This window comes from Pseudomonas sp. PAMC 29040 (assembly GCF_003994535.1).
GTDB classification, from domain to species: Bacteria; Pseudomonadota; Gammaproteobacteria; order Pseudomonadales; family Pseudomonadaceae; genus Aquipseudomonas; species Aquipseudomonas paraversuta.
In genome coordinates this window covers 18,441-32,450 of the sequence record NZ_RZAA01000006.1, presented here as the reverse complement: position 1 = coordinate 32,450, position 14,010 = coordinate 18,441, and the positions used below count along the sequence as shown (strand labels likewise).

The window sequence follows — 14,010 nt, the reverse complement described above, 5'->3', positions numbered from 1 at the left end:
CGCCTGGCGGGGGCCGGCTTGCCTGCGACAGCACCACGATGCCTGAATCGCTGGCAAGCCTGCACCCTGGGAAACGGGCTTACTGCTGTAATTCCTGCTCGCTGAACATATCGCTGAACAGGTAGCTCGACAGGTAGCGCTCACCCGAGTCGGGGAGGATCACAACGATAGTCTTGCCCTGCATTTCCGGGGTTTCAGCCAAACGTACTGCCACAGCCATTGCCGCGCCGCATGAGATCCCGCACAAGATGCCTTCTTCGTGCATCAGACGCAGGGCCATGGCCTTGGATTCGTCATCACTGACCAGTTCGACTTTGTCGAGAATCGACAAATCGAGGTTTTTCGGTACAAAACCGGCACCGATGCCCTGGATCTTGTGGGGCGACGGTTTGATCTCTTCACCGGCCAGCGCCTGGGTGATGACCGGCGAGGTGATGGGTTCTACCGCAACCGACAGAATCGGCTTGCCCTGGGTGTGTTTGATATAGCGGGAAATGCCGGTGATGGTGCCACCGGTTCCCACTCCAGCCACCAGCACGTCAATGCCGCCGTCAGTATCGTTCCAGATTTCCGGCCCGGTGGTTTTCTCATGGATTGCCGGGTTGGCCGGGTTTTCGAACTGCTGGGGCATGAAGTACTGCTCAGGATCGCTGTTGCAGATCTGCGCAGCCTTGTCGATGGCCCCTTTCATGCCCTTGGTCGGCTCGGTCAGTACCAGTTCGGCGCCCAGCGCCTTGAGCACCTTGCGCCGCTCGATACTCATGGAGGACGGCATGGTCAGCATCAATTTGTAACCGCGGGCAGCCGCGACAAAGGCCAGACCGATACCGGTATTGCCCGACGTCGGTTCAATGATGGTCATGCCGGGTTTGAGCACACCACGGCTTTCGGCGTCCCAGATCATATTGGCGCCGATCCGGCACTTCACCGAATAGCCCGGGTTACGGCCCTCGATCTTGGCCAGAATAGTCACGCCACGGGGCGCAATACTGTTGATTTGTACCAGAGGCGTGTTACCGATGGAGTGCGCGTTATCTACAAAAATGCGGCTCATGGCGGGGTCCTTATTCACCTTTTGGGAAGGCCTCAAGGGTAGGCCTCGTGTTCCCGGGCGTCCAGTCATGGCGTGACGCGCCATTCAGAGACTGAATGGCGCGTCTGCGTTCACCTCGGACGGGCGTCGCGTTATAGTCGGACATACTTTTTTGTTCTCCCGCCCTGCCCCTTGCAGGGCCCGGGTCTTGGTTTGAGGAATTGCAGATGAAGTTTGAAGGCACCCGCGCCTACGTGGCCACCGATGACCTGAAACTGGCGGTCAACGCGGCCATCACCCTGGAGCGCCCGCTGCTGGTCAAAGGTGAACCCGGCACCGGCAAGACCATGCTCGCCGAGCAACTGGCCGAATCTTTCGGTTGCAAGCTGATCACCTGGCACATCAAGTCCACCACCAAGGCCCATCAGGGCCTGTACGAGTACGACGCGGTCAGCCGTCTGCGTGATTCGCAGCTGGGGGTGGATAAAGTCCACGATGTGCGCAATTACCTGAAAAAGGGCAAGTTGTGGGAAGCCTTCGAAGCTGAAGAGCGGGTCATTTTGCTGATCGACGAAATCGACAAGGCCGACATCGAGTTCCCGAACGACCTGCTGCAAGAACTCGACAAGATGGAGTTCTACGTTTACGAGACCGACGAAACCATCAAGGCCAAAGTGCGCCCGATCATCATCATTACCTCCAACAACGAAAAAGAACTGCCGGATGCCTTCCTGCGCCGTTGCTTCTTCCACTACATCAGCTTCCCGGACCGCAGCACCCTGCAAAAGATCGTCGACGTACACTTCCCCGACATCAAGAAAGAACTGGTCAGTGAAGCGCTGGACGTGTTTTTCGACGTACGCAAAGTGCCCGGCCTGAAGAAAAAGCCTTCGACCTCCGAGCTGGTGGACTGGCTGAAACTGCTGATGGCCGACAATATTGGCGAGGCCGTGCTGCGCGAGCGCGATCCGACCAAAGCCATCCCGCCACTGGCCGGCGCTCTGGTGAAGAACGAACAGGACGTGCAATTGCTGGAGCGTCTGGCGTTCATGAGCCGTCGCGCTAATCGCTGATTTTTCCAGAAGGCGATAAGCATGCTGCTTAATCTGTTCAATGAAATGCGGGCGGCCAAGGTGCCGGTTTCTGTGCGCGAGTTGCTGGACTTGATCAACGCGCTGAAGCACCACGTGACCTTCGCCGACATGGACGAATTTTATTATTTGGCGCGCACCATCCTGGTCAAGGACGAGCGTCATTTCGACAAGTTCGATCGCGCATTCGGCGCCTACTTCAATGGCCTGCAGAACCTCAACGAGCACCTTGAGGCCCTGATTCCCGAAGACTGGTTGCGCAAGGAATTCGAGCGCTCGCTGAGCGACGAAGACCGGGCGCAGTTGCAATCGCTGGGGGGCCTGGACAAGCTGATTGAAGCGTTCAAACAGCGTCTTGAAGAGCAAAAGGAACGCCATGCCGGTGGCAACAAATGGATCGGCACCGGCGGCACCAGCCCGTTCGGCTCTGGGGGCTATCACCCTGAAGGCATCCGGGTGGGCGACGCCGGCGCGCGCCAGGGCAAGGCCGCCAAGGTCTGGGAGCAGCGCGAGTACAAGAACCTCGACGATCAGGTCGAACTGGGCACGCGCAATATCAAGGTGGCTCTGCGGCGCCTGCGCAAGTTTGCCCGCCAGGGTGCGGCAGAAGAGCTGGATATCGATGGCACCATCGACCACACCGCCCGCGATGCCGGCCTGCTGAACATTCAGATGCGCCCTGAACGGCGCAACAACATCAAACTGCTGTTGCTGTTTGATATTGGCGGCTCGATGGATTCACACGTGAAGATCTGCGAGGAGTTGTTCTCGGCTTGTAAAACCGAGTTCAAGCATCTGGAGTACTTCTACTTCCATAACTTCATTTATGAGTCGGTATGGAAGAACAACCAGCGTCGTCAGGTCGAACGTATTTCCACCCAGGATCTGCTGAACAAATACGGCGCCGACTACAAGGTGATCTTTATTGGCGACGCGGCCATGGGCCCCTATGAAATCACCCACGCGGGGGGCAGTGTCGAACACTGGAATGAAGAGCCGGGTTACAAGTGGATGCAACGCTTCATGGAGAAATACAAAAAGCTGATCTGGATTAATCCTTACCCGAAAGACACGTGGAACTACACCGCTTCGACCGGGATCGTACGCGACCTTATCGAAGACCGGATGTACCCCTTGACGCCGGACGGTCTGGAACAAGGGATGCGGTTTCTGGCCAAGTAATGATGCCCCCTGCAGGAGCGAACACCCTCGCTCCTGCAGGCTGGGTTGTTATTCGGCAAACCGCTGCATGAACGCCACCTGCTGGCGCTGCGCCGCATCCTGGGTGGTCGGACGCATGTACACCACTTCCCCCGGCAAACACTGGGCCAGACGTGCCAGCGCCAGCGGGGTCAAGGCGCCGAGACGCGGGTAGCCGCCAATGGTCTGACGGTCATTGAGCAATACAATCGGCTGGCCATCCGGCGGGACCTGAATCGCCCCCTGCGGGATACCTTCGGAAATCATCGGCGCGCCCTGATAGACCAGTGCCGGCCCCAGCAGGCGGATGCCCATGCGGTCGGCGCGACTGTCGAGGGTCCATGGATTATTGAAGGCGTCAAAGGTGCTTTGACCACTGAAAGCACCCATTTGGGCACCCAGCACCACATCCAGCAACGGCTTGGGACTGAACTCGGGCAAGTACCGGGACGGCAGTTCACGCAACGGCTGCGCAGCCCCGCCATAACTCAGCTCATCGCCTGCCGCCAGCGCCCGGCCAAAGCCATCAGGGCCGCCGAGCTGCTCACGAACCACTGTGGAGCAACTGCCCAGCACTTGAGGGGCGCTAAAGCCTGCCGGTGCGGCCAGATAGGTGCGGGCACCGCTCATCGGCTGAGTGAAGGTCAGGGTCTGGCCTTTTCTCAGAGAGAAACTGCGCCAGGGCTTCAAGGCTTGTCCGTCTACCGCTGCTGCCAGATCTGCGCCGGCCAGAGCCAGCGTGCAATCGTCCCGGGCGATAACAGATAAGCCGCCGAGGGTGATTTCGATGACCGCCGCGTCTGGCGAGTTGCCCAGCAGCCAGTTGGCCCAGGCCATGGACATCCAGTCCGCAGCCCCGCCCTGGGTCACGCCCAGGTGCCGTACGCCGAAACGACCGGCGTCCTGCAGCAGGCAAAACGGATTACTGGCCTGAATCAGTAAACGGCTCATGCCAAGGCCTCCTGGGGCGTGTCATCACCGCCTAGACGGATAAACTCAGCACGGCTGACAGGGGCGAATTGCACCCTGTCGCCTGGCTGCATGAGGCTGTAACCCTCGCGCTCGCGATCAAACAATGCGCTCGGGGTACGGCCGATAAGATTCCAGCCGCCGGGCGACTGCGCGGGATAGGCCGCGGTCTGGCGCTCGGCAATCCCCACGCTGCCGGTGGCGACACGTTTGCGCGGGGTGGCCAGACGCGGTGCGGCCAGGGCTTCTTCGACCAGCCCCATAAAGGCAAAACCCGGGGCAAAGCCCAGGGCGAAGACCTGATATTGATGCTCACTGTGACGACGGATGACTTCGCTCACCGACCAGCCGGTGCGCTTGGCCAGCAAGGCGAGTTCCGGCCCCACACTCAGGTCGTACCACACTGGCAGTACGTGACATTGGCCAAGGTTTTGGGTTTCCGGGCGCAGGTCAGTCAAGGCCTGGGCGATTCGCTCCCGGGCCTGGGCCGGCGTCAGTGCCAGGCCGTCGTAGTGCACCATCAAGGTGGTGTAGGACGGCACCAGATCGGTCAGATACTCGGCGAAGCAAATGCGCAGGCGCTCGCTGGCAGCCAGCATCCACGGCATGTTGGTTTCTGCAATTTCATCGAACAGACGCAGCATCAGGCAGTCGATGGCCACCACTTCAATGCGCGGCTTCATCCCTGCGCCTGCTGGCTCAGGGCCTGGCGAATCCGTTGCACGGCGGCGACCGAGCCGGCGTTGTCGCCATGCACGCACAGCGTGTTGGCGTGCAGGTGCAAGGCACTGCCGTCATTGGCCACCAGAGGCTGGCCAGCCGCAATGGTCAGGGCCTGTTGCACGATAATCTCGGCGTCGTGATGCACCGCCCCCGGCAGTTGCCGTGAAACCAGGCGCCCGGCACTGTCGTAAGCGCGGTCGGCAAAGGCCTCGAACCACAGAGTCACGCCGAACTCATCACCGATGGCTTGCGCCGCGCTGTTGTCGCGGGTGGCCATCAGCATCAGCGGCAAGCCCGGGTCGTAAGCGGCCACGGCCTGCACCACCGCCCGCAACTGTGCGGGGCTGGCCATCATGTCGTTGTACATGGCGCCGTGGGGTTTGACGTAGCTGACTCGCGTGCCCTGGGCGCGGCAGATGCCGTCCAGAGCGCCGATCTGATAGTGCAGCAGGTCTTGCAGCTCTTGCGCCGAGTAGGCCATGGAGCGTCGACCAAAGCCGGCGAGGTCTTGATACGCGGGGTGGGCGCCGATTTTCACATCATGGGCCAACGCCAGACCTACGGTTTTGCGCATGATGCCCGGGTCGCCTGCGTGAAAACCGCAGGCAATGTTGGCGCAATCAATAAACGGCATGACCTCGGCATCCAGGCCCATGGTCCAGCTGCCAAAACTCTCACCAATATCGCAATTCAATAACAGGCGGCTCACGGCGATGCTCCTGTGGTCTTTTTATAGTTTAGGTGCAGGCATTTTTGGACAGCAGCACGCCGTTCGTCCAACTAATAAAAGCCGGACTCAGGGATAAGAAAAAGTTGATTGCTTAAATTTCTGCCGGGCCAACCGCTGTTCTGCAGGCCCAGGTCAGGATTAGCTGTCGCGTGCTCGGCGGGCAATTCGCTCGCGCTGGCGTTTACCGCCCAGGACGACCCAGTCCACCAGGCGCAGGAAGCCTTCGATGATGAAGGAAAACAACAGGGCCCCGGCCATCGCCCAGCCGATAGCGGTCGGTGACAGCAGCACCTGATAGCTGTAGGTGTCGATGGTTTCCTGACGAATTGCCGGATCGGCCGCGTAGGCCACTTGCAGTGCACGCATGTACCACGGCCCCTGCATGGCCTGGAACTGATCGTCGAGCAGACGCTGGCGGCTGAGCAATGTGCCCAGGCTGTTGGCATCGCTGCGAAATACCGGGTCGTCACTGGCCCGGTAATGCGCAACCAGCGCTTGCAGATCGCCTTTGAAAAACTGGTTGGCGGTGTTCTGGAAACCCGCCAGCCCGGTTTGCGCTTCGATCAGGTGAGCTTCGACGCGGTTGGCGTAATCATTGATAAACCCCGGCACTTGCACGCCGATCAACAGGCCCAACGTAAACAACACCAACCGCAGATAGCTCAGAAACATGCAGGCGCATCCTTATTCGGTTGTGCCCTGGCTGACGCATTCACCGCGTCGCCACAAGCTCCATTGACCCGGTTCGTAACGCGTCCAGGTTTCGTTTTCTGTCAGCGGTTCGGTGGCAATCACGGTGACTACATCGTTCGGGGTTGTTTCTGACTGAAAATCCACAATCACGTCGACATCTTTCAAACGTGCCGGGCCAAAGGGCGCACGACGCGTGATCTGTGCCAGCTTGGTCGAGCAGTAGCAGAACAGCCAGTCACCGTCGCTGAGCAGGCAGTTGAACACCCCTTTGCTGCGAAATTCGGCGCAAGCGGCGACCAGCACCGGCAGGATAGTTTCGACGTCGACCGGTTCGGGGAAGGCCTGGCGAACCCGGTTCAGCACATCGCAGAACGCGGCTTCACTGTCGGTATCACCGATCGGACGGTAAAAGCTGGTACTCGGGGAGAAGTCGGCCAGCTGGCCGTTGTGCGCGAAGCACCAGTTACGGCCCCAGAGTTCACGGACAAACGGGTGGGTATTGGACAGGCAGACTTTGCCGACGTTGGCCTGACGGATATGGCCAATGACCACTTCGCTTTTGATCGGGTAGCGCTGCACCAGCAACGCGACCTCGGAGTCGCAGCTGGCAGCCGGGTCCTGAAACAGACGCAGGCCACGGCCTTCATAGAAGGCAATGCCCCAGCCATCGCGATGCGGGCCGGTACGCCCGCCACGCTGCATCAGGCCGGTAAAGCTGAACACAATATCGGTCGGGACGTTGGCGCTCATGCCCAATAATTCACACACGCTCGCACTCTCGCATTCAAGCTCAACGGAAAAGGATTACAACCGCGGCTCAACCCGCGACGGGCCCGCAGCACGGGGTGCTGCCGGGCGGACAAAACGGTCATCGCCAGCAGGGCCGAAAGGCTGGTCGTCTTCAGGGTCGCTGTGGTGCGCCTGCTGGTTGGCGGCGGCTTGCGCCTGACGCGCCTTGCGGGCACGCTCAATGGGCCAGCGAATCAGCACAAAAACCGCATACAGGCACAGTGCAAAGATGGCGTACATCAACAGGTCCGACACCGCGCGCCAGGCGTTATTGCCCACCTTGAACGCAAGGTCCAGGGCAGTGATGGCCACTGCAGGAGCAAATTTTTCTTTTACCGGGTCGATAATGGTCGGGCTCAACAGCAACACCGCCATTAACACGCGTAAAGGCTCACGCAACCAGCGCCACATAAAGCGGGTCAGGCGCCACCATACGAGCAGGCAGCCCAAAGCGGCAAAGGCATAAAGGCCCCAGGCGATCAGATAGTCGTTCTCGGTCATGGTATCCATGGTCGGCAGGCAATGAGGCGCTATGATAACGGCTTTTAGGCAATGCGGCTGCACCGCCGTCAGCGTCACTTCTTTTCATGCAGGTTTCAGAGAACGCTCAATGACCGAATCAGCCTACGCAAACAGCGCCCCTGTCGCACATAAGGTCCAGGGCTCAGACCCCTATTCGTGGTTACAAAATCGCGACAGCGAAGAAGTTTTAGACTACCTGAAAGCCGAAAACGCCTATCAGGAAGCGCAGCTGGCCGACCAGGCGCAACTGCGTGAGACACTGTTTCAAGAGATCAAGGGCCGGATTCGCGAGACTGATCTGTCACTCCCCTCCCCCTGGGGTCCGTATCTGTATTACACGCGCACCATCGCCGGCGACGAGTACGCCCGTCACTACCGCTGCCCGCGCCCGGCTGACGGCAGCCAGCAGGTAGACGAAAACGCCGAACAGTTACTGCTGGACCCGAACGCCCTCGCCGATGGCGGCTTTATTTCCCTGGGCGCCTTCAGCATCAGCCCAGATCAACAGCGTCTGGCCTACAGCCTGGATACCAGCGGCGAAGAAACCTACCGCCTGTTCGTCAAGGAGCTGAGCAGCGGCGCAGTCAGCGAGCTGCCGTTCACCGACTGCGATGGCAGCATGACCTGGGCCAACGACAGCCAGACCCTGTTTTTCGCAGAACTGGACGAGACCCATCGTCCGCACAAACTGTGGCGCCATACCTTGGGCGAAACCGCTGCGCATGAAGTGTTTCATGAGCCGGACGGGCGTTTTTTCCTGCATTGCTATCGTTCGAGCTCCGAGCGCCAGCTGATCCTGCTGCTTAACAGCAAAACCACCAGCGAAAGCTGGGTGCTGGATGCCGATCATCCGCAACGGGCTTTCAACTGCCTGGCACCCCGGGTCGAAGGCCACGACTACAGCGTTGACCATGGGCTGTACCAAGGGCAATGGGCCTGGTTTGTGCGTACCAACCAGGACGGGATCAACTTTGCCCTGTATTACGCGTTTGGCGATGTACCAACGCGCAACGAATGGCAATTGCTGATCGCCCATGACGACAGTGTGATGCTGGAAGGCTTGAGCCTGAACGCCCATGCCTTGTGCCTGAGCCTGCGCGAAGGCGGTCTGCCGATCATCGAAGTCCGTCCCGATGGCTTGCCGGCCTATCGCGTGCAATTACCGGACGCGGCCTACAGCCTGTATGTGCAAGACAGCCTGGAATTTGACAGTCAGCATATGCGCCTGCGCTATGAGTCACTGAATCGCCCGGCACAAGTGCGCCAGCTCACCCTGGCCACCGGCGAGCAAAGCGTTCTCAAGGAAACCCCGGTTCTGGGACCGTTCAATGCCGATGACTATGTAAGCCAGCGCTTGTGGGCCACGGCACCGGACGGTACGCAAGTGCCGATCAGCCTGGTGGTCAAACGTAATGCGCTGGGCAAACCTGTGCCGCTTTATCTATATGGCTATGGCGCCTATGGCGAAAGTCTCGACCCATGGTTTTCCCATGCCCGCCTGAGTTTGCTCGAGCGCGGGGTCGCTTTTGCCATTGCCCACGTGCGCGGCGGCGGGGAACTGGGCGAAGCCTGGTATCGCGCCGGCAAACAGGAATACAAGCACAACACCTTCAGCGACTTTATCGCCTGTGCCGAACACCTGATCGACAAAGGCCTGACCCGCTCGGACCAGTTGGTGATCAGCGGCGGCAGCGCTGGCGGCCTGCTGATTGGCGCAGTGCTCAACCAGCGACCGGAACTGTTCAAGGCAGCCATTGCCGAAGTCCCGTTTGTCGATGTTCTCAACACCATGCTCGACCCTGAACTGCCGTTGACTGTCACTGAGTACGACGAATGGGGAAACCCGCAGGACCCCGAGGTGTATGCCCGTATCAAGGCCTATGCGCCCTATGAAAACGTCGCACCGCAGGCCTACCCGGCGATGCTGGTGATTGCCGGCTACAACGACAGCCGTGTGCAGTACTGGGAAGCGGCCAAATGGGTGGCCAAGCTGCGCGCCACCAGGACCGACGACAATCTGCTGCTGCTCAAGACCGAGCTGGATGCCGGCCATGGCGGCATGAGCGGGCGTTATCAAGGCCTGCGCGACGTGGCACTGGAGTACGCGTTTGTGTTCAAGGTGCTGGGGATTTAACAGACACAGTGAGCGCTGGTTTGCCAGTGCTCACAGGCAATCTGTGATCAGTCGGCCGGGGCTTTGGATTTCGGGTCTTTAGGCTCCAGCCCCGGCAGCGGCTGGTCTTTGGGCGGCGGCTGCGGCAGCTCGATCGGAGGCAGTGCAATCAGGCTGCCACTCCCGCTGACAGGCTTGGGCACGGCACGTGGCGTGATTTGCGGATAGGGCGTTGGCGTAGCGGTACCCGGTGAACCCGGTGCAGGCGTCACTGGCGCACTCGGAACGATGGTCGGTTCAACTGCATGGGCCGCACTTATCGAGAGCGCGCTCCACACAATGACCGTTAGAATAGTGCGTTTCATCAATCACTCCGTTGCCAGACCGGCTTGTCTGCCTTCAGGCTACTCGTAACCAGTTGTTTTTGTCCCCTTCTATGAGACTTCCATGAAACGTTTTGTTCTGCTCGACACCACCCCGATCCCTGAAAACGGCGGTGCCTTGTGCCTGTTCGAGTACGGCGAAGACTTCGTGATCAAAATTCAGGGCGGTGACGGCGGCCAGTTGATGAACACCCGCATGCACGGCTCCGAAGATGCACTGGCCGAAATCCCTTGCCGTAAAGTCGCCGGGCGCCCGCAATCGCGGGTGTTGATCGGTGGCCTGGGCATGGGTTTCACCCTGGCCTCGGCCCTCAAGCATTTGGGCAAGACCGCCGAAGTGGTGGTGGCCGAGCTGGTGCCTGGCGTCGTGGAATGGAACCGCGGCCCCCTGGGCGAGAAATCGGGCAACCCGCTGCAGGACCCGCGCACCGTTATCCGCATGGAAGACGTGGCCAAGGTGCTGCAAGCCGAGCCCAACGGCTTTGATGCGATCATGCTCGACGTCGACAACGGCCCCGAAGGCCTGACCCAAAAAGCCAACAGCTGGCTGTACTCGGCGGGTGGCTTGAGTGCCTGCGCCAAGGCCCTGCGGCCAAAAGGCGTGCTGGCGGTATGGTCAGCCAGTGCTGACAAACAGTTCTCGGACAAGCTGCGCAAAGCCGGCTTCAAAGCCGAAGAAGTCCAGGTATTCGCCCATGGCAACAAGGGCACCCGGCACACGATCTGGATTGCTGAAAAAATCAAAGGCTGATCAACAGCTAAACTTCACGACATAACCGTCATTCGTCCTAAAAGGTGAACCCATGAGTTCGGCCAACCCACCGTCCCACACTGCCAAGCTGGATCGCATCCTGGCCGATGCCCAGCGTGACCGCGAAATGGGCTATCGCGACAAAGCCCTGAAAATGTATCCCCACGTATGTGGCCGCTGCGCCCGTGAGTTTGCCGGCAAGCGCCTGAGCGAACTGACTGTCCACCACCGCGATCACAACCACGACAACAACCCGCAAGACGGTTCCAACTGGGAGCTGTTGTGCCTGTACTGCCACGACAACGAACACTCGCGTTACACCGATCAACAGTACTTTTCGGAAAGCTCCACCAGCAGCCCGAAAATCGCCAAGGCGACCCACAACCCGTTTGCCGCGCTGGCCGGGCTGATGAAAAAAGACGAGTAGTGCCTGTGCGGGAGCTGGCTTGCCAGCGATGGCTGCGCCCCGGGATGACAGTCAAAACCGAGGGCTTGCAGCACTGGCAAGCCGGCTCCCGCAACAGACCACGTGCCCCCCGATCCACAGACAATGCCGGTATACTCGCGTCTTTTTTCTGAAGGGCAACGGCACGTGGCAAACAAACGGTACAGCTGCATTGGTTTGTATAACCCCAAATCACCGGAAAACGTCGGCTCGGTGATGCGTGCGGCTGGTTGCTACAACGTGGCGTCGGTGTTCTACACCGGAAAACGCTATGAACGCGCCCGCGACTTCGTCACCGACACCAAGAAAATCCATCAGGACATCCCCCTGATCGGTATCGACGACCTGAAAAAGATCATCCCGCTGGGCTGCATTCCCGTCGCTGTCGAAATGGTAGAGGGCGCCCGCTCCTTGCCGGAGTACACCCACCCGGACCGGGCGATCTATATTTTCGGCCCGGAAGACGGGTCGCTGGGTAAAGACGTGCTGGAGTGGTGCGAAGACGTTATTTACATCCCGACCACTGGCTGCATGAACCTTGCAGCCACGGTCAATGTGGTGCTTTACGACCGTTTGGCCAAGGGCAATAACACCCGCTCCGGGCCAAAGTTCGGCTAAGTCAGACCTTGCCCTTGTTCTGCTGGCTGGCACTCCAGTCCAGCAGCAGGCTGTAGGCGATAGCCAGCAAGGTAGGACCGATAAACAGACCGATAAAGCCGAATGCTATCAACCCGCCAAACACCCCGAGCAGGACGATCACCAGCGGCAGGTTGCCGCCCCGGCTGATCAGGTACGGCTTGAGTACGTTATCGACACCACTGATAACCAGCGTGCCCCAGATCCCGAGGAAAATCGCCATCCCGTAGTCACCCTTCCAGGCCAGCCAGGCGGTGGCCGGGATCCAGATCAGCGGTGGCCCCATGGGAATCAGACTGAGCAGAAAGGTTGCCAGGCCCAGCACCAGCGCACCCGGAACCCCGGCGATCAAAAAGCCTATGAGCGCCAGCAGCGCCTGAGCGGCCGCGGTGCCAATCACACCGTTGACTACACGCTGGACCGTGCCCGCCACCAATTCCTGGTAGTAGTCGGCACGGTCGCCGATCAGTCGTTCCAGCAGACGATGCACGAAGCTCGCCAGGCGCGGGCCGTCACGATAGAAAAAGAACACGAACACAATGCTCAATGTCAGTTCCAGGATGCCGCCGCCAATCTGCGCGCTGCGGGCCAATAGCCAGTTACCCACCTGCCCCAGATACGGTTTTACCGCCATGAGCATGGCTGCGCCCTGCTCATCGATGGTGTTCCAGAGCCCCACCAGGCGTTCGCCGACCAGCGGAATGCCGGCGAGCCAGGTCGGGGCCTCCGGCAAGCCTTCGAGCTGAACATCCTTGATCAAGGTGGTAGCGTCGCGCACATGGTCTGCCAGGTTGAACCCCAGCCATACCAGCGGCACTGCCACCAGCAGCATCCAGCCCAAGGTCAGGATGCCCGCAGCCAGCGACTCACGGCCCTTGAGCGCCCGTGTCAGCAGGCGCATCAGGGGCCAGCTGGCAAACGCCAGCACCGCGCCCCAGAACAAGGCCGACCAGAAAGGAGCCATCACCCACAGACTGGCACCGAACAACACCAGAAGCAGAATCTGCACCAGCAGGCGATCGTTATTGAGCATGTGTGTTCCGCAGAGAATTGAGATGAAAAGAGGGACGGCGATTACCTGAAGTGTAACCGCCGCTTACAAATTGTTAACGCAGTAATTCCACATGCAGCCCCTGGGTCTGGCTGTCGCCAAGCTCAATGCGCGCCGCCCGCACCCCGCTCTTGATCAGGGCATCACGCCAGGCTGCGGCCTGGTTTCCGGTCAAACTGACCCGGGAGGTAGTATCGAGATTCAATGCCCGGGATATCAACGTAAGCCACGGTGCATCGGGCTCACCGGTGAGGGTGGGCAAATCCAGCCTGCCGGTGCTTTTGAGCTGGCGCTGCAAGGTGGCCGAAGTGGGCAACAACTCGCCCAGATCGGCACTCGATTCAAGCTGCTCGACATGCAGGTAGGCTTTGCGCGACCCGCGATTGATGCTGTACAGCGCCACAAGCTGGTTCTGATCCGGAGCCGCACGGCGCAGCAACAGATAGGACTGTTGCTCGTCGGAGCCTACCAGCTTGGAGTTGCCAAATACTTCATTGGCCCAAAGGCTGCTTTCACCGCAATCGCGCGCCTGACACCAGAACAGCAACTCGGCGCCCTTGGCCTGCAAGGCTTCACGGGCAGCAGTGAAGGCTTCATTGGCCGAGTGTTCAGCGGGCAGCTCATAGGTGATGGCGGTCGTCTGCCCACGGGCATTGACCTGGCCTTCAAATCGGAGACGGCCACTGATTTTGCGGATCGAACCCAGCGGATAGATGCGCTCGATATCAGGTTGCACGGTGTAATCGACAATTTGCGCATCTGCCAGCCTTGGCACATCTTGCAAATCATGACTGCCGGGCACATCGGCAGCCCACAGTAGCGGGCTCAGGCAGCTCAGGCCCACGGCCAGGAACAAACGATTGGGTAGCTTCATCGGCGTA

The 14,010-nt window shown here is 59.9% G+C and carries 16 protein-coding genes; 6 read left to right on the top strand and 10 right to left on the bottom strand.

Annotated elements, in window-relative coordinates:
* Positions 1 to 79: 79 nt before the first annotated feature.
* Positions 80 to 1,054 (bottom strand): cysteine synthase A, encoded by a 975-nt coding sequence (cysK, locus tag WG29040_RS12260; protein ID WP_010656467.1) that lies wholly within the window; start codon positions 1,052 to 1,054, stop codon positions 80 to 82.
* 206 nt (positions 1,055 to 1,260) lie between these two features.
* On the opposite strand from cysK, the gene WG29040_RS12255 reads away from it, so the two are divergent.
* Positions 1,261 to 2,106: a MoxR family ATPase gene (locus WG29040_RS12255; RefSeq protein ID WP_003441642.1), complete on the top strand. Its 846-nt coding sequence runs from the start codon at positions 1,261 to 1,263 to the stop codon at positions 2,104 to 2,106.
* A gap of 21 nt (positions 2,107 to 2,127) precedes the next feature.
* Positions 2,128 to 3,306, top strand: coding sequence for a VWA domain-containing protein (locus WG29040_RS12250; RefSeq protein WP_003441640.1), 1,179 nt, complete (start codon positions 2,128 to 2,130; stop codon positions 3,304 to 3,306).
* Positions 3,307 to 3,354: 48 nt separating this feature from the next.
* Here the strand turns inward: WG29040_RS12250 and WG29040_RS12245 are convergent, their stop codons facing one another.
* From WG29040_RS12245 to WG29040_RS12220, 6 genes are all read right to left on the bottom strand, one after another.
* The gene (locus tag WG29040_RS12245; RefSeq protein ID WP_003441639.1) at positions 3,355 to 4,275 is read right to left on the bottom strand and encodes a biotin-dependent carboxyltransferase family protein; all 921 of its coding nucleotides are present in this window, start codon (positions 4,273 to 4,275) and stop codon (positions 3,355 to 3,357) included.
* On the bottom strand, positions 4,272 to 4,976 hold the full coding sequence (locus tag WG29040_RS12240; protein WP_127196213.1) for an allophanate hydrolase subunit 1: 705 nt from the start codon (positions 4,974 to 4,976) through the stop codon (positions 4,272 to 4,274). The genes WG29040_RS12245 and WG29040_RS12240 overlap by 4 nt, the downstream gene beginning before the upstream one ends.
* Positions 4,973 to 5,725 (bottom strand): 5-oxoprolinase subunit PxpA, encoded by a 753-nt coding sequence (locus WG29040_RS12235; RefSeq protein ID WP_003441635.1) that lies wholly within the window; start codon positions 5,723 to 5,725, stop codon positions 4,973 to 4,975. Before WG29040_RS12235 ends, WG29040_RS12240 begins: the two co-directional genes overlap by 4 nt.
* 159 nt (positions 5,726 to 5,884) lie before the next feature.
* Complete coding sequence (locus WG29040_RS12230; RefSeq protein ID WP_003441633.1) at positions 5,885 to 6,418, bottom strand: DUF2937 family protein; 534 nt, start codon at positions 6,416 to 6,418, stop codon at positions 5,885 to 5,887.
* A 12-nt stretch (positions 6,419 to 6,430) separates the two neighbouring features.
* Positions 6,431 to 7,207, bottom strand: coding sequence for a class II glutamine amidotransferase (locus WG29040_RS12225; protein WP_003441631.1), 777 nt, complete (start codon positions 7,205 to 7,207; stop codon positions 6,431 to 6,433).
* Positions 7,208 to 7,243: 36 nt separating this feature from the next.
* Positions 7,244 to 7,738 (bottom strand): hypothetical protein, encoded by a 495-nt coding sequence (locus WG29040_RS12220; RefSeq protein ID WP_029612604.1) that lies wholly within the window; start codon positions 7,736 to 7,738, stop codon positions 7,244 to 7,246.
* A 100-nt stretch (positions 7,739 to 7,838) separates the two neighbouring features.
* On the opposite strand from WG29040_RS12220, the gene WG29040_RS12215 reads away from it, so the two are divergent.
* Positions 7,839 to 9,884: a S9 family peptidase gene (locus WG29040_RS12215; protein ID WP_127196212.1), complete on the top strand. Its 2,046-nt coding sequence runs from the start codon at positions 7,839 to 7,841 to the stop codon at positions 9,882 to 9,884.
* A gap of 47 nt (positions 9,885 to 9,931) precedes the next feature.
* Here WG29040_RS12215 and WG29040_RS12210 read toward each other — a convergent pair whose 3' ends face one another.
* Positions 9,932 to 10,228, bottom strand: coding sequence for a hypothetical protein (locus WG29040_RS12210; RefSeq protein WP_003441625.1), 297 nt, complete (start codon positions 10,226 to 10,228; stop codon positions 9,932 to 9,934).
* A gap of 82 nt (positions 10,229 to 10,310) precedes the next feature.
* Here WG29040_RS12210 and WG29040_RS12205 point away from each other — a divergent pair, with 82 nt between their 5' ends.
* The 3 genes from WG29040_RS12205 (at position 10,311) to WG29040_RS12190 (ending at position 12,060) form a co-directional block, all read left to right on the top strand.
* Positions 10,311 to 10,997: a spermidine synthase gene (locus WG29040_RS12205; RefSeq protein WP_010656469.1), complete on the top strand. Its 687-nt coding sequence runs from the start codon at positions 10,311 to 10,313 to the stop codon at positions 10,995 to 10,997.
* 52 nt (positions 10,998 to 11,049) lie between these two features.
* Positions 11,050 to 11,424 (top strand): YajD family HNH nuclease, encoded by a 375-nt coding sequence (locus tag WG29040_RS12200; protein ID WP_003441620.1) that lies wholly within the window; start codon positions 11,050 to 11,052, stop codon positions 11,422 to 11,424.
* 165 nt (positions 11,425 to 11,589) lie between these two features.
* A complete protein-coding gene (locus tag WG29040_RS12190; RefSeq protein WP_003441617.1) occupies positions 11,590 to 12,060 on the top strand; it encodes an RNA methyltransferase in 471 nt (156 codons plus the stop codon).
* A gap of 1 nt (position 12,061) precedes the next feature.
* Here WG29040_RS12190 and WG29040_RS12185 read toward each other — a convergent pair whose 3' ends face one another.
* Positions 12,062 to 13,111: an AI-2E family transporter gene (locus WG29040_RS12185; protein WP_003441615.1), complete on the bottom strand. Its 1,050-nt coding sequence runs from the start codon at positions 13,109 to 13,111 to the stop codon at positions 12,062 to 12,064.
* Between the two features lie 73 nt (positions 13,112 to 13,184).
* Positions 13,185 to 14,003: a DUF4892 domain-containing protein gene (locus WG29040_RS12180; protein WP_003441613.1), complete on the bottom strand. Its 819-nt coding sequence runs from the start codon at positions 14,001 to 14,003 to the stop codon at positions 13,185 to 13,187.
* Between the last annotated feature and the right edge of the window lie 7 nt (positions 14,004 to 14,010).

What these genes read in the sequence shown, in the direction of transcription:
- WG29040_RS12200 (WP_003441620.1), top strand. Translation starts at nt 11,050, where the DNA reads ATGAGTTCGGCCAACCCACCGTCCCACACTGCCAAGCTGGATCGCATC.
- WG29040_RS12230 (WP_003441633.1), bottom strand. Translation starts at nt 6,418, where the DNA reads ATGTTTCTGAGCTATCTGCGGTTGGTGTTGTTTACGTTGGGCCTGTTG.
- WG29040_RS12180 (WP_003441613.1), bottom strand. Translation starts at nt 14,003, where the DNA reads ATGAAGCTACCCAATCGTTTGTTCCTGGCCGTGGGCCTGAGCTGCCTG.
- WG29040_RS12215 (WP_127196212.1), top strand. Translation starts at nt 7,839, where the DNA reads ATGACCGAATCAGCCTACGCAAACAGCGCCCCTGTCGCACATAAGGTC.
- WG29040_RS12185 (WP_003441615.1), bottom strand. Translation starts at nt 13,111, where the DNA reads ATGCTCAATAACGATCGCCTGCTGGTGCAGATTCTGCTTCTGGTGTTG.
- cysK (WP_010656467.1), bottom strand. Translation starts at nt 1,054, where the DNA reads ATGAGCCGCATTTTTGTAGATAACGCGCACTCCATCGGTAACACGCCT.
- WG29040_RS12250 (WP_003441640.1), top strand. Translation starts at nt 2,128, where the DNA reads ATGCTGCTTAATCTGTTCAATGAAATGCGGGCGGCCAAGGTGCCGGTT.
- WG29040_RS12240 (WP_127196213.1), bottom strand. Translation starts at nt 4,976, where the DNA reads ATGAAGCCGCGCATTGAAGTGGTGGCCATCGACTGCCTGATGCTGCGT.
- WG29040_RS12220 (WP_029612604.1), bottom strand. Translation starts at nt 7,738, where the DNA reads ATGGATACCATGACCGAGAACGACTATCTGATCGCCTGGGGCCTTTAT.
- WG29040_RS12255 (WP_003441642.1), top strand. Translation starts at nt 1,261, where the DNA reads ATGAAGTTTGAAGGCACCCGCGCCTACGTGGCCACCGATGACCTGAAA.
- WG29040_RS12205 (WP_010656469.1), top strand. Translation starts at nt 10,311, where the DNA reads ATGAAACGTTTTGTTCTGCTCGACACCACCCCGATCCCTGAAAACGGC.
- WG29040_RS12210 (WP_003441625.1), bottom strand. Translation starts at nt 10,228, where the DNA reads ATGAAACGCACTATTCTAACGGTCATTGTGTGGAGCGCGCTCTCGATA.
- WG29040_RS12245 (WP_003441639.1), bottom strand. Translation starts at nt 4,275, where the DNA reads ATGAGCCGTTTACTGATTCAGGCCAGTAATCCGTTTTGCCTGCTGCAG.